This window comes from Thermodesulfobacterium hydrogeniphilum (assembly GCF_000746255.1).
GTDB classification, from domain to species: Bacteria; Desulfobacterota; Thermodesulfobacteria; order Thermodesulfobacteriales; family Thermodesulfobacteriaceae; genus Thermodesulfobacterium; species Thermodesulfobacterium hydrogeniphilum.
In genome coordinates, this window is the sequence record NZ_JQKW01000008.1 from 135,502 (window position 1) to 150,888 (window position 15,387).

Annotated in this window: 11 protein-coding genes, 1 tRNA gene and 1 riboswitch; of the genes, 11 read left to right on the forward strand and 1 reads right to left on the reverse strand. The window is 30.9% G+C overall.

Annotation, left to right across the window (positions count from 1 at the left end; all coding sequences use genetic code 11):
* Genes recJ through ybgF form a run of 4 tightly spaced genes read left to right on the forward strand, consistent with a single transcriptional unit; the run spans window position 1 to window position 4,612 of the window.
* Window positions 1–1,683 (forward strand): single-stranded-DNA-specific exonuclease RecJ, encoded by a 1,683-nt coding sequence (gene recJ, locus CC87_RS04530; RefSeq protein WP_038056583.1) that lies wholly within the window; start codon window positions 1–3, stop codon window positions 1,681–1,683.
* Window positions 1,673–2,761 carry a deoxyguanosinetriphosphate triphosphohydrolase gene (locus CC87_RS04535; protein WP_038056585.1) on the forward strand — a complete coding sequence of 363 codons (1,089 nt, stop codon included), beginning with the start codon at window positions 1,673–1,675 and terminating at the stop codon, window positions 2,759–2,761. Before recJ ends, CC87_RS04535 begins: the two co-directional genes overlap by 11 nt.
* Window positions 2,751–3,542: a formyltransferase family protein gene (locus tag CC87_RS04540; protein ID WP_038056587.1), complete on the forward strand. Its 792-nt coding sequence runs from the start codon at window positions 2,751–2,753 to the stop codon at window positions 3,540–3,542. Before CC87_RS04535 ends, CC87_RS04540 begins: the two co-directional genes overlap by 11 nt.
* A 14-nt stretch (window positions 3,543–3,556) precedes the next feature.
* Window positions 3,557–4,612, forward strand: coding sequence for a tol-pal system protein YbgF (ybgF, locus tag CC87_RS08640; RefSeq protein WP_051920576.1), 1,056 nt, complete (start codon window positions 3,557–3,559; stop codon window positions 4,610–4,612).
* Between the two features lie 10 nt (window positions 4,613–4,622).
* Here the strand turns inward: ybgF and CC87_RS04550 are convergent, their stop codons facing one another.
* Window positions 4,623–5,081 carry a universal stress protein gene (locus CC87_RS04550; protein WP_038056589.1) on the reverse strand — a complete coding sequence of 153 codons (459 nt, stop codon included), beginning with the start codon at window positions 5,079–5,081 and terminating at the stop codon, window positions 4,623–4,625.
* Between the two features lie 162 nt (window positions 5,082–5,243).
* Between CC87_RS04550 and CC87_RS04555 the strand changes: the two genes are divergently transcribed.
* The 7 genes from CC87_RS04555 to cobN all read left to right on the forward strand — a co-directional run bounded on the left by CC87_RS04555 (window position 5,244) and on the right by cobN (window position 15,369).
* Window positions 5,244–5,318 (forward strand) — tRNA-Gln (locus CC87_RS04555).
* 238 nt (window positions 5,319–5,556) lie between these two features.
* A riboswitch (cobalamin riboswitch) is annotated at window positions 5,557–5,852 on the forward strand.
* A 120-nt stretch (window positions 5,853–5,972) separates the two neighbouring features.
* On the forward strand, window positions 5,973–6,857 hold the full coding sequence (locus CC87_RS04560; protein ID WP_038056591.1) for a sirohydrochlorin cobaltochelatase: 885 nt from the start codon (window positions 5,973–5,975) through the stop codon (window positions 6,855–6,857).
* Between the two features lie 16 nt (window positions 6,858–6,873).
* Complete coding sequence (locus tag CC87_RS04565; protein ID WP_038056593.1) at window positions 6,874–8,736, forward strand: TonB-dependent receptor plug domain-containing protein; 1,863 nt, start codon at window positions 6,874–6,876, stop codon at window positions 8,734–8,736.
* A gap of 74 nt (window positions 8,737–8,810) precedes the next feature.
* Window positions 8,811–9,659, forward strand: coding sequence for an adenosylcobinamide amidohydrolase (locus CC87_RS04570; RefSeq protein ID WP_211248394.1), 849 nt, complete (start codon window positions 8,811–8,813; stop codon window positions 9,657–9,659).
* Window positions 9,637–10,644 (forward strand): ABC transporter substrate-binding protein, encoded by a 1,008-nt coding sequence (locus CC87_RS04575; protein ID WP_051920579.1) that lies wholly within the window; start codon window positions 9,637–9,639, stop codon window positions 10,642–10,644. Before CC87_RS04570 ends, CC87_RS04575 begins: the two co-directional genes overlap by 23 nt.
* Entirely contained in the window at window positions 10,637–11,632 is a 996-nt protein-coding gene (locus CC87_RS04580; protein WP_038056595.1) for a radical SAM protein, read from the forward strand. Before CC87_RS04575 ends, CC87_RS04580 begins: the two co-directional genes overlap by 8 nt.
* Window positions 11,629–15,369 carry a cobaltochelatase subunit CobN gene (cobN, locus tag CC87_RS04585; protein WP_038056596.1) on the forward strand — a complete coding sequence of 1,247 codons (3,741 nt, stop codon included), beginning with the start codon at window positions 11,629–11,631 and terminating at the stop codon, window positions 15,367–15,369. The genes CC87_RS04580 and cobN overlap by 4 nt, the downstream gene beginning before the upstream one ends.
* Window positions 15,370–15,387: the final 18 nt, after the last annotated feature.

Consider the following 15,387-nt stretch of genomic DNA (forward strand, 5'->3'; position numbering starts at 1 on the left):
ATGTCGTCAACAAAACTGTGGATCAACAAATTACCTAATAAAGATCTTCTCTATGAATTTGTAACATATGGATTTTTTCCTCCTCTCTTAGCTCAAATTCTAATCAATAAAGGTTTCACAGATATTAAAACCGCTTATTCCTTTTTATATCCCCAATTAACAGATTTCTCAGATCCTTTCACTATTCCAGAGATGGATTTAGCAGTAAAAAGAATTTACAAAGCTTTAAAAAAAGAAGAAAAAATTCTTATTTATGGAGACTCAGATGCAGATGGTATAATAGGTACATTTATTCTTTATGATTTTTTAAAGCTTTTCACTTCTGAAATAGACTGGCTTATTCCAAGTAAAAATAAAGAGGGATACGGCTTTCATGCCAAATTTTTACCTGAGATTAAGGCAAAAGGTGTAAAATTAATTATTACTGTAGATGTAGGTATTTCTGCTTATGAAACAGTAAATTCCGCTAAAGCTTTAGGAATTGATGTAATTATTACAGATCATCATGAAGTTATTAATAAACCTGATACCATTACTGTCACAGGGAAACTTACCCCACCTTCTTCTCCTTTCTATCATCTTTGTGGAACCGGGGTTGTTTTTGCGCTTATCAGAGCTTTAAGAACTTATTTATATAAACAAGGATATTTTAAAGAAAAAAATCCCCCTTCTTTGAGAAAATATTTAGAACTGGTAAGCCTTGCTACCTTAGCAGATATGGTTCCTCTTACAGGAGAAAATAGAACCATTACTTATTTGGGGTTTAGAGATTTTTCTTCTCCTTCTTTTGTAGCAACCCAGGTGCTCTTAGAAAATTTCAATATAAAGCATAGCTTATCAGAGGAAGATTTTTATTATAGAATTATTCCCAAAATAAATGCCACAGGGAGGCTGGGATATCCTGAATTAGCTTTTAAATTTTTAAATGCCAAGGACAAAGAAACCGCTCAGAAACACCTCTCTGAAATAGAAAATCTTAATTTACAAAGACAGGAAATAGAAACAGGGATAATAAAAAAATTTTTACCTCAAATTGAAAAAGAACTTAAAAAATTTCCTTTTTTATTTCTTATATTAGAAAATATTCCTAAGGGCTTGTTGGGATTGATTGCTAACAGGTTTAAAAATTTATACAATGTTCCTGTAATAGTAGTCTCTTTAGAAAACGGAATTGGTGTAGGCTCTGCCAGATCTCCAGAAGATTTAAATTTTTTTAAAGTATTTTCTCAATGTAAAGACCTATTAATACAATATGGAGGTCATAAACATGCTTTTGGATTTCAAATAGAAAAAGATCTTATTCCACAGCTTAAAGAAAAATTAAAAAATATATTAAGTTCAATTTCTTGGAAAGATGGGTCAGAAAAATATCTTTACATAGATGCTGAAACTACTTTAGCAGAGTTATTACATCATGAAATTTTATATGCCTTGGCTCAACTTCATCCTTATGGAGAAGGACATTCTTCTCCCAATCTTCTTGTGAAAAATTTTGAAGTAAAAGATATTAAAATCCTGAAAGATAAACATTCAAAAGTTGTGCTAAAGCATGGAGTTAATGAGCTCTGTGCCATTTGTTTTAACAAAATTTTAGAACAAAATCAGATAAATTTAATAGTAGGAAATCCTTTTATAAATACTTTTACTAATACTTTAGAATTGAAAATAGAAGATGTTAAATAAATTTTGTATAAGAGAGCAAAAGGAATTATTGGAAGATCAAATTCTTTCTCCTTTTGCTACCAGGTCCAAGTATTCTAAAGGGCGATTAAAACCAGAAAAAGAATGTGATATCAGAACCTGTTTTGAAAGAGATAGAGATAGAATAATTCATTCTAAAGCCTTTAGGCGTTTAAAACACAAAACCCAAGTGTTTTTAGCCCCCAGAGGGGATCATTACAGAACCCGACTTACTCATACTTTAGAAGTAGCTCAAATTGCAAGAACCATAGCTAAGGCTTTAAGGTTAAATGAAGATTTAACCGAGGCTATAGCTCTTGGACATGATTTAGGACATACCCCTTTTGGTCATGCAGGAGAAGAAATTTTAAATGAATTACTCCCAGAAGGCTTCAGACATAATGAACAAAGTTTAAGAGTGGTTGATCTTTTAGAAAAAGAAGGAAAAGGTTTAAATCTCACTTTAGAAGTTAGAGATGGAATATTAAAACATTCTAAAGGTAAAGGACCTATTTTATGTGAAAAAGAGAAAGATAAACCTTTAACTTTAGAAGCTGAAATTGTCAGAATTTCGGATGTAATAGCATATGTAAATCATGATATAGATGATGCTATAAGAGCAAGTTTAATAACTTTAAATGATATTCCAGATAAAGCTAAGAAAATCTTAGGAGAAACTCATAGTAAAAGAATAGATACATTGGTAAAAAGTGTAATATTTACTACCAAAATGACAAATAAAAAAATTATTCTTATGGAAGAAAAAGTTCTGGAAGCTTTAAACATTTTAAGAGAATTCCTTTTTGAAAAAATATATTTTTCTCAGACAGTAAGAAAAGAGTTTGACAAAGCTAAAAAGCTTCTTTATTCTCTTTTTGAATTTTATTATAAGAATTTTGAAAGTCTTGATTATTTTAAAAAAGCAAGAGAACTTTTCCCTAAGGAATCCAAAACAAGATTAATAGCTGATTATATTTCAGGAATGACTGATAGATATGCAGTTTATCAATATTTTGAATATTTTATACCTAAACCCTGGGAAATCCCTTTTAATTTAGGAGGTCTAAACTATGTACTCTAAAAAATTGGGATGGTTTACTACAGGAAGAGATGAAGCAGCTATTGATCTTTTAAAAATTGTTTTTTCTTATATCAAGACAGGTTTTATACCTGCTAAAATTTCTTATGTATTTATAAGTAAAGATAAAGGAGAAAATTCTATTTCTGATAGATTAATAACTCTTGCGGAAAAAGAAATGGGACTCCAGGTTATTTGTTTTTCAGCTTTAAAGTTTGAGCCTGAGTTAAGGAAAAATGATAAGGATTTGTGGAGAGATAAATACCATAAAGAGGTTCTCAAAAGACTGCCAGAGGATATAGATTTTGGTATTTTAGCGGGTTATATGTGGATTGTTTCTTCTGAATTCTGCAAAAGATTAAATTTAATAAACTTGCACCCTGCTTTACCAGGGGGACCTAAAGGCACCTGGCAGGAAGTTATCTGGCAACTTATTAGTGCAAGAGCCTTTGAGGCAGGAGCTATGATGCATCAGGTAACTCCTCAGTTAGATGAAGGACCAGCTGTAAGTTATTTTAGATTTTCTATAAGATCTCCTGAATTTATACCTTTATGGGATTATACTGAAAAACTTCTTTTAAAACATCACCTAAGTGGTTTGCAAAAATTAGAGGGGGAAAATAATAAACTCTTTCAAAAAATCAGAGAAGAGGAAGTTAAAAGAGAATTGCCTTTAATTGTTTATACATTAAAATATCTTTCAGAGGATAAAATAATTTTAGGGAGTGAAAATTTGCCTTTAGATTTAACAAATGAAGTTGAAAAACATTTAAAAACCCTTTAAATAAGGAGGATCTTATGAAAAAATGGATTTATATAAGTTTTCTGGTTTTACCTTTGTTATTAGGTGGTTGTGTAGCTTATCAGGATGATTTCCAGACTTTAAAAATAAAAGTTATAAATTTAGAGACAACGGTAAATAAATTACAAATAGAAGTAAATAAGCAAAACAAAAAAATTTCAGAGATTGAACAGAGATTAAGTAATTTAGAAAACAATTTTTCCAAAGATGTAATTCTAAACATTAAAACTCAAATTTTATCAGATATAGAAGAAATTAAATCAAGACAGGCTCAACTTGCTTCTCAAATTGAAGAAATGCAATTTTCACAAGAAGAAAGAGATAAAGAAATCAAAAGCAAGTTTGAAGATTTAAACACCAAACTTATGGCTTTGGACTTAAGATTAAAAACTATAGAAAATAAACTCAATTTAGCTCCTGCAGAAAAATCCAATGCTACTGCTAATGCTACAATTAATGGAACTTTAACTTCTTCTCTCTCTGAAAAAATTTCAAATAAAACCTTTGAAAAAAATTCCAATACTACTATAAATGAAAACTCTAATAAAACCTCTACTATTGTTTCAAATCAAACCAAAATCAATAATATGACTTCTTTGAGTAACGCCACTTCAAATGTTACTGAAACTATTACTAATAATTCTACTAACAATGCTACGCAATCTATTAAAAAACCTTTAACAGAAGCAGATCTTTTTCAAGAAGCTTATAATTACTATAAAAACAAAAATTTTGATAAAGCCATTGAAACTTTTAAAGAATATTTACAAAAATTTCCTAAGGGTAAATGGATTGGACAAGCTTATTATTGGATAGGAGAAAGCTATTTCAATCAAAAGAAATATGAAGAAGCTATTTTAAATTATCAAAAACTTATAGATTTACCTAAATTTCATCCTTTAAAACCCTCAGCTATGTATAAACAAGCTTTAGCTTTTAAAGCTTTGGGAGATAAAGAGGCTTTTAGTATTTTAATTAAAAAGCTTTTAGTGAATTATCCTCATAGCAACGAAGCTCAAAAGGCTAAAAAATTATTAAAATCTAAATTTTAAAGTTTTAAATTTAGTTTATTTTGTATTTATAAGGATTAACTGTTAATACTGGTATGGGGGAATTTTTAACTACTCCCTCTGCCACACTTCCAAATAAAATTTTATCAAGGCCCTTTCTTCCATGAGTTCCTATTATGATTAGATCTGCTTTATATTTTTGAGCTGTTTCTATGATTTTTTCTACTATATCTCCTTTAACTATTACAGGTTCCACTTCTGAACAATCAGAAAAATACTTTTTTATAAAATCTTTCATAGACTTTTCTGCCCCTTCAAGAAGCATATTTTCCAAATCTGTTAAAATTTTAGTTGAAGTATAAAGTCCCTCATAAGCTGTCAAATCTTCTAAAACATAAATTAAAATTATTTTAGCTCCTAATTTTTTAGCAAAATCCTTAGCATATTGAGCAAGTAAAGAAGCTACATCAGAAAAATCTACAGGAACTGCGATAGTTTTGATATTTAACATAAAATTTTCCTCCTGTTTATTTTTAAATAAAATTATTGATTAAATATTACCAAAAGTCAAGTATATAAACTTTCATCAAAGTTTAAAATGAATCTTTGAAACCACAACTTTTACAAATCTCTTGACAATATTCAAAAAATTTATTATTATATTTTCAAAGATTGGGGGATCGTCTAATCGGCAGGACGGTGGGCTCTGGACCCACTAGTGGAGGTTCGAATCCTCCTCCCCCAGCCATCTGATTCAATTTAAGGTAATTATTAAAATTTATTCCACTTTGACAGAATTTTCTTACCTTTTTTTTATAAATTTTATCATAATCTGTCCTTAAATAGAATGTTTATCTTAATTTCTTAAAAGCAATAAGTAAGCATATTCATATCACAAAATATAGTAAAGTAGAATAGAAATATTTAATTTATGTTATGAAAAAATTAGGTATTACCTCTTGACAAAAAAATATGTTAAGATAGGCTTTTAAAATACAGGGGTGGAAGTCAGGGAAGAGGGGTGAAAGTCCCCCGCTGCCCCGCAGCCGTGACCGGGGACGAAAGCCGCTTGGGAGCTCTAAAATTTAGAGCTCCTAGGGAAGGAGGTCCCGAGTAGGAAGTTTTTACTTCTGAAAGGAGGCTTCCTTCCTTGGGCTAAGAGCTGAAGCTCACGGAGAGCAAGCTCTTAGCCGACAGGTCACTGGTGCCGAAAGGCACTGGGAAGGCGCGGCGAGTAGGATGATCCGGAAGCCGGAAGACCTATCCACCCTTAAAAAACCTCGAGGGGGGTGTTAAAATGAAACAACTCTCTTTTATCACCTGAATCTCTTTATATTCCAATCTTTAGCTATTTTCTGTTTTTGTTTTTTTTAAGTTCAAAAATTCGAAAAGGGGGTATGTTATGCGTAAAAATCTGATCTTAGCTATTTACTTTTTACTATGTGCCTTTCTTACAGTTCAAATTATATATAAAAAAGGAGTTGCTATGGAAATCAAGTCCAATAATGTAAACAAAAAAGCTATTTTAGTAGTAGCTTTTGGAACAACTTATCCATCTGGGCAAAAGGCTTTGAAGGATGTTCAAAGTATGCTTAAAAATGAGTTTTCCGATATCCCTATTTACTGGGCTTACACTTCTAAAATCATAAGACACATTTTAGCTAAAAGAGGAATTCATATCCTATCTCCTGAAATGGCTTTAGCAAAGCTCATGAACAATGGCTATAAAAAGGTTTATATCCTTTCTCTCCATGTTATTCCCGGAGAAGAATATCATTTACTCTATTCCAATGCAAAGCTATTTTCTCTTATGAAAAATGGGATAAAAGAAATCAAAGTTTCAAAGCCTCTTGTTTCTACTTATGAGGACCTGGAAAAAGTAGCAAATGCAGTATTAAAAAACATTCATCTAAAAGAAAAAGAAGCTTTGATTTTTATGGGACATGGAACAGAACATCCAGCTAATGCTATCTACATAGCCTTAAATAGCATTCTTAATAAGAAAAATCCCAGAGTCTTCCTTGCTACAGTGGAAGGGCATCCTACCATTTTTGACATTATTCCTAAGTTAAAAAAACAGGGAATAAAAACTGTCTATCTTATGCCTTTTATGTTAGTAGCAGGAGATCATGCTAACAATGATATGGCTGGAGATCAACCAGATAGCTGGAAATCCATTCTTACTAAAGAGGGGTTTATTTGTAAACCTATTATTAAAGGATTGGGGGAAAATCCTGAAATTGTAAAAATTTATATAGACCATTTAAAAGAAATCATAAAGAAGTAAATAAAGGAGGTAAATTATGAAAAGAAAAGCAAGTGTTTTAACAGGATTGATGATTTTAAATTTGTTTATAAATAATGTTTCAGCAAAGGAATCAACAAAAACTGATAACAAAACTTCTACTGAAATTCCAGAAGTAGTAGTTACAGCAAGTAAAATAAAAGAGCCAATTTCTGAAACTACCAGTAATGTAATTGTAATAACAGAAAAGGATATAAAAAAAAGAAATATGCAATTCGTAACAGATGTTTTAAGAACAATATCAGAAATAAACCTTACTCAATATGGAGGACCTGGGAAATCAGCAAGTGTATTTTTAAGAGGTGGAAATTCTGATCAAGTTTTAGTAATGATTGACGGAGTAAAAGTAAATGATCCTACTTCAGGAGGGTTTAATTTTGGAACGCTTAGCGTAGATGATATTGAAAAGATTGAAATTATAGAAGGACCTCAAAGCACTCTTTATGGTTCAGAAGCCATGGCTGGAGTGATAAATATAATTACTAAAAAAGGGAAAGGGAAACCTAAAATAGAAGCTTCTTTTGAAACAGGCTCTTTTGGGACTTATAAACCTTCTTTAACTTTATCAGGCGGCAATAAAGTGTGGGATTACAGAGTAACTACTTTTTATTATCATACAGATGGAATATCTGCTTACAGATACGACTCTGAAAGAGATGGTTATAAAAATGCTTTTATCTCTGGCAAATTTGGATTTAGACCTAATAAAAATATTGATATTGAATTAATAGGAAGATATGGCTATGAACGGAATGAATATGATTTTGGGAATATTCCTGATGATCCTGATTATTTAAGCAAACAAAATCATTATATAATTTCTGGAAATGTTAAATTTACTATGTCAAAATATTGGCATCAAAAAATTGCACTTTCTAAAGTAGAAAGAATTGAAAGGAATTATGATCCAAATTTAACTTCAAAATATAACAAACGTCTTTATATCATAGATTGGCAACATGATCTTTATTTTTCAAATTTTTATACATTAGTTGCAGGGATTGAATACAGAAAAGAGGAAGGCAAAAATCAAGGTAATTATGATAAAAGGATAGAAAACAAGGCATTTTATTTAAATAATAAAGTTAAACTACTTCAAGATTCTTTAATTTTAAATGCTGGATTAAGATATGATGATCATCAAACCTTTGGAAGCAAAACCACTTATAGAATTGGATTTTTATATAATTTTAATCCCTGGGATCTGAAAATTAAAGGTAATTATGGCACAGGATTTAGAGCTCCATCTTTAGACGATTTATTTTGGCCAGATACCGGCTGGGCCAAAGGAAATCCCAACTTAAAACCTGAGGAATCTTGGGGTTGGAATATAGGTATAGAAAAAAATTTTTTAAATCATAGATTAACTGTATCTTTGACTCAATTCTATGAAAAATATAAAAATCTTATTCAATGGACAGAAGTTGCTCCATGGGTGTGGCAACCTGAAAATGTAGGATGTGCTATTGCTCAAGGTTTAGAAGTTCATTTACACTTTGCTCTTTCTCAAAATTTAAATATCTCAACTGGTTATACCTATCTTGATACAAAAGATAAATCCAATGATACATATTTAATTTATAGACCTAATAGTAAACTTAAAATTTCAGCAGAATATACTTTTAAAAAATTGTCATTTATAGCAGATTATATTTATGTAGGAACAAGATATGCTGATAAATATAATACTCAAAAGCTTAGTGGTTACTCCGTTGTAAACCTAAGTTCCACTTATAAAATGAATAAAAATCTCTCCTTCTTTGTTAGAGTAGCTAATTTATTTAATAAACATTATGAAGAAAGAAGAAACTACAATACTTTAGATAGCTCAATTTATAGTGGGATTAAAATAACTTTTTAAATACCACACCTCCTTGTTTATATAAATTTTTAGCCTCCTCCTTTATATAAAGGGAGGAGGCTAAGGAGGATTAGATGAGGCAAATTATTATGTTAATCTTATTTATATTGTTATTAAATACGTTCTACTTAACTCAGTTTGTATATGCCAAGAATATCCCTTTACCAAAGGAATTACAGGCTAAGGCTTTTATCATCTATTCTCAAAGAGATGGATGGTGGGAAAAAACCTTGGTTATAAGATTTAACCGAGAAAGAAGATGTCTGTCCACTTATGAGTCTTTTAAAAATGTATTAGCAGTAGTGAATCATTCTGCCCACCCTAATTTATGGAAAAAAGTCTGTCAGGTTCTAAAAACAAAAAACAAAGTAGGTGGCAAGGTTTATATGGAGGAGATAAGAGAAAAGGTTGCCGATTTGCTTAATATTCCCAAAGAAAAAGTTGCTATTTTAGCTACCGCTGTAAATATGGATAATCTCTCAGTGGTTACAAAAAGATTTAAGACTAAAGATGTAAATTTTGTAGTTACAGCTCTGGTTACTGCAGGAGCAAAAACCAACGCATTAAGAGCTGGTGTTGATAAAGGAAATTATATAGAGACCGAAAAACCCCATGGAACAGTTAATATTATTTTACTAACAAATGTCATATTGACAGATGCAGCTATGGCAAGAGCAATTATTACTATCACAGAAGCTAAAACCGCAGCTTTTGAAGATTTAAAAGTTCCAAGTTCTTATACTCCAAATGTTCAAGCTACAGGAACTGGAACTGACAATGTAATTATTGTTTCAGGGACAACAACTCCTAAAATCACTTACACAGGTGGACATAGCAAAATTGGAGAACTTATTGGAAAAGCAGTTCATGAAGCAGTAGTAAAAGCTCTGGAGGAACAAAATGGCTTTAAAATCAAAAAGTAAAGAGATTATTTTTATATTCTTATTTCTGGTAACAGTCTCATCTTCTATTTTTGCAAAAGAGATAACCATTGTAGATAAATTGGGGAGAAAAATTACTATAAATGCTCCTGTGAAAAGAGCCGTTGTTATTATGGCTCCAGAACTTATTCTAGCACTTGGTCTGTGGAATCAGGTGGTAGGAGTGAGTTATTGGGTTTACAGAGAATATAAATTTTTCAATTATATAAAACCAGACTGGAAGAAAAAAGTTTTCCCTGTAGGAAGTGGAATGGGAAAAGATATTAATATGGAAACACTTCTTAAACTTAACCCAGATGTAATTATTACAGGGCCTTTTTATCCTGAAGTTGTAAAGTTTATGGAAAAACATGGTTTAAAAGTAATCACAATCAATCCTGAAACAATTTCTGAGTTTTATAAAGTTATCAAACTATTTGGCTTGATCTTTGGTAAGGAAAATAAAGCTAATTTTTTAATTAATGAAATGAATAAAACCTTAAATCTCATTCAAAAAAGATTAGCTCAGCTCTCTAAACCTAAAAAGGTTGTCTGGATTTATAGGTTAGCTCCTTTGGGTATAGCTTGTAAAGGAGCTATCATAGATGATATTTTTAAAAGATTAAAAACCATAAATATAGGTGATCTAATAAAACCTAATTGTAATGTTATAGCAAATATATCTATAGAAGACCTTATAAAATACAATCCAGATGTAATTTTTATTTGGGGATTTACAAGAGCAAAACCAGAGGATATTATACATAATCCTCAATGGCAACCTATAAAAGCAGTAAAAGAAAACGAGGTTTATAAAGCCCCGAGAAATCTTGGGACATGGTCTCCTTCTCTTGTTATTCTTAGCCTCTGGACTGCTGTAAGAGTTTATCCAGAATATTTTAAAGATATAAATTTTATAAAGTATAGTAATTCTTTTTATCTGAAAATTTTTGGAGTGCCCTATACCAAAGTTGTAGTAAATGAATAAAGGTATAAAACCGAAATTTTTAATGCTTTTGATAACAAATAATTGCAATTTAAATTGCGTTTATTGTTATAAAGATAAACATTCTAAAATTCAAGATATGCCCTTTGAAATAGCAGAAAAGTCACTGATTTTAGCAGGTTCTTCAAAAAATTATTTCCATGTGCAATTAACAGGTGGAGAACCTCTTCTTAATCCAGAACTTATAGAAAGATTAGCTAAATTTATTTATAAAAAAAACTTGACTGCATCCATAGGTATCCAAACCAATGGAACTCTTTTAGACAATGCTTTAATTAATATTTTTAAAAGATATAAAATTCAAGTAAGTATAAGTATAGATGGACCTCCAGAAATTCAGGAAATTTTAAGAGATAAATCAAATAAGGTTTTTGAAAAATTGAGACTTCTGGCAAAAAATGAAGTTCCTTTTAAAGTAGTATCTGTGATCAGCAATCTAAATATAAATTTTTTACCAAAACTTTTACTTTTGTTAAGTACTTTTCCCAATTTTGAGGGCATTGCCTTAAGCCTTCTTGTTAAAAAAGGGCAAGCCTTAAAAAATCCTCAAATAAAATTACCTGATATAAAAAAGTTCAAAGCGATTTTAAAGGAATTTTTAAAAACTCTGGATTTAGTTAATAGAATTAGGCTAAAACCTGTAAAATTTAGAGAACTTGAAATATTTAAAAATAGAGTTGAAAAAAACTTGAAATATCCCTTTTGTTTTGCTTTAAAAGGTAAAAGCTTGGCTGTTTGTCCTGATGGAACACTTTATCCTTGTTCTCAAACAGTTGACGATCCCAATTTCTTCTCCGGAACCCTTGAAAAATTGAATTTTGATGGATTTTTAGCTTTAAAAAAGATTTCTATCCTTTGCCCAGAAGACTGCCCAAGTAGAACATATTATAACAATGCAGAAAACAAAAAGCTCATCCATGCTATGCATAAAATTTTTAGAGAACATTTAGACTTTGGAGGTAAAAATTGAAGCCCTTTGTTCTTTATTACTATAGTCCTTTTTCCTTGGAAATTTCATCTTTAAGCGCTGGAGTGAAAAAATTGAAAGATGAAGGTGAAAAAATAAAAGTTGTAGCCAGAACAGGTTCACAGCTTTTGAATAAAGAAATAGCGCAGAAATTTGTAAAAGAGGCTCTTATAGCAGATGCAGTTTTTATAACTCTTCACGGTGGAAGACAATCCTGCCCTGTGTTTGATACATTAATGAAAGCTATTTCAGAGAGAAAAAATTCTGGAAAAAAAATTCCTTATCTTCATATCTATCCTTCTGGAAAAGATGAAGACGCCATTTTAGCAGCTCAAGAATATGCCCCAGATTTTGGAAAAGAACCATGGATAATTTTAAATCGCTATCTTTCTTATGGTGGAACAGTCAATTTTTACAATATGCTTAAATATCTCCGGTATCTTTTATTTAAAGAAGAACTTTCTTTTGACGAACCTATTAAACCTCCAGAAGAAGGTATTTATCACCCTGATTTTTCCAGAATATTTACTTTGAAAGAATATTATCCTTTAAAAATAGATCCTCAAAAACCCACTATAGGAATCTGGTTTTATCAAAGTTACTGGTTAAATGATGATTTAGCCTATATTGATGCCATAATAAAAGAAGTAGAAAAACAAGGAGCAAATGCAATAGCTGTTTTCCATTTAAGATATAAAGATGCAGAAAGAGGAAATAAAGGTGCAGATTTTATAGTGGAAAACTTTTTTAAAAAAGATGGTAAAACAATTATAGATTGTTTGATAAGCCCTATGTTATTTTCTTTGACTCTTTTTGCTCCAGAATATAAAGATCTTTTAAAATATTTAGATGTGCCTGTTCTTCAGGCTATCCCTATGTGGACTTCTTATAAAGATTGGAAAGAAAGTTCACAGGGAATTTCTATTATGGATGTAGCATATTCTGTTGCCCAGCCTGAATTTGATGGAAATCTGATAACTGTGCCTGTTGCCTCAAGAGAAGAAAGTGAAATAGATCCTCTTACAGGTGCTTTGATAGTAAAACAAATGCCTATACCAGAAAGAATAAAAAAAGTTGTCTCCTTAAGTTTGAATTGGGCTAAATTGAGAAGAAAAAAGAATAATGAAAAAAGAATAGCTATTATTTTTCATCACTATCCTCCAAGAAATGATAGAATAGGATGTGCTGCCGGACTTGATAGTTTTGAAAGTGTAAAGGAATTAATAAACAGATTAAAAGGTGAAGGATATAAAGTAGAAAGAACTTATAAAAGTGGAGAAGAAATAATAAAAGAGCTTCTTTCTGGAATGACATGTGATCAAAGGTGGTTAATACCTGAAAAGATTTCAAAAGAATCTCAAGCTATTATGGAAGAATTAGAGATAGAAGAAAGTTTCAAAGATTTGCCAGAAAAAGTAAAAGATAAATTGAAAAGAGATTGGGGAGAACCTCCAGGAGAACTTTTTGTATGGCAGAACAAAATGTATTTTCCTGGTATAATAAATGGAAACATTTTTATAACAATTCAACCTCCCAGAGGTTATTTAGAAAATATAGAAAAAATTTATCATGATACAAACCTTTCTCCACCCTATTATTATTTAGCTTTTTACAGGTGGATTAAAAATGTTTTTAAAGCTGATGCTATTATTCATGTAGGGAAACATGGTTCTTTAGAATGGCTCCCTGGAAAATCCGCAGGGCTTTCCAAGAAGTGTTATCCTGATATTGCTATTATGGATCTTCCTAATATTTATCCTTATATTATAAATGACCCCGGAGAAGGAACTCAAGCTAAAAGAAGATCTTATTGCTGTATTATAGACCATCTCACACCGGTTTTTACAAATGCAGATTTATATGAAGAGTTGGCTAAGGTAGAAAATTTATTAAATGAGTATGCAGATGCTCAAAGAGAAGATCCTAAAAAAATAGAAATTCTTAAACCTTTAATATGGAAGGCTGTATGTGAGGCTAATCTGGATAAAGATTTAAAAATAAAAAAAGAAGAAGCTTTTGCAGATTTTGAAAAATTTTTGAAATCTTTGCACAATTATTTGGATGAATTAGGAGATACTATAATAAATGATGGACTTCATATCCTTGGTAGACCTCCTGATGGAGATAGATTGGTAGAATTTTTAGTGCAATTGACACGCCTGCCTAATGGAGAAATTCCATCCTTAAGAGAGGCTATTTTAAAGATTTGGGGATATGATTATGATGAGCTACTTAAAAAGAAAAAAGAAAGAAAACTCATTCAGGAAGCTCATAAAATAGCTGGATCCATTATAAAAGAATTAGAAAGGGAAAATTTTTCTATAGAAGCTATAGAAAATATAACAAAAAAATATTTTGAGAAACCTGACAAAGAACTTAAAAAGGTTTTAAAGTATATTTGTGAAAATTTAGTTTTAAACATAAAAAAAACCTCTGAAGAAATAGACGCAACTTTAAAAGCACTTTCAGGAAGATTTGTTTCTCCAGGACCTTCTGGAGCTCCAACCCGTGGTCAGGCAGATATTCTACCAACAGGGAAAAATTTCTATTCAGTAGATCCTCTTCAAATTCCCACTCCCTCTGCCTGGGAAATAGGTAAACGACTTGCTGAAGAACTTATAGAAAAGTCTTTAAAAGAAACAGGAAAATATCCCTCCAATGTAGGAATAATTTTATGGGGAACAGGCACTATGAGAACTAAAGGCGATGATGTAGCTGAAATTTTTTATCTTATGGGGGTAAGACCTCGTTGGGCTAAAGGTAGTGGAAGAGTAGAAGGATTAGAAATAATACCCCTTGAAGAGCTCGGTAGACCAAGAATTGATGTTACTGTAAGAATATCTGGATTTTTCAGAGATGCTTTTCCAAACCTTGTAGAACTCATTGATGAAGCTGTAAAAACAGTTGTAAAAATAAAAGAACCTCCTGAAATGAATATACTGAGGAAAAATGTTTTAGAGGATATTAAAAAGTATATAAAAATGGGAATGAACGAAGGGGAGGCTTTTAGAGAGGCTACTTTTAGAGTTTTTGGATGTCCTCCGGGGACCTATGGAGCCGGTGTCTCAGAACTTATAGAATCCAAAGATTGGAAAAATCAGGAAGATCTAGGAAATATTTATATAAAATGGAGTGCCTATGCTTATGGAAAAAATACTTACGGAAAATTTAAAACAGAAAACTTTAAAAATCTTCTTTCCAGAATGGAAGTTACAGTAAAAAATGAAGATACCAGAGAATATGATATTATGTCTTGCACAGATTATTATAATTATTATGGAGGATTAATTGCAGCAGTTAAAACTGTTAAAGGAGATTGTCCCCTTTCTTTAGTAGGAGACTCTTCTGATCCAAAAAGAGTAAAAATAAGAACTTTGGCAGAAGAGACAAAACATATTTTGAGATCTCGTTTAGTTAATCCTAAATGGTTGGAAGGTATGAAAAGACATGGATATAAAGGTGCAGGAGATATTTCTTATGTGCTTGATATTGTGTTTGGCTGGGATGCAACTACAGAAGTAATAGAAGATTGGATGTATGAAGAAATTGCCAGAAAATATGCCCTGAATAAAGAGATGCAGAAGTGGCTTAAAAAGGTTAATCCCTATGCCTTGCAAAATATCATTGAAAAATTGCTTGAAGCCATTTCCCGTGGGATGTGGAAAGCAGATAAAAAAACAGAAAAACAACTAAAAAAAATTTATTTAGAAATCGAAGGAGAAATAGAAAAACTTATATAAAAAGTTAAGGGAGAAGCA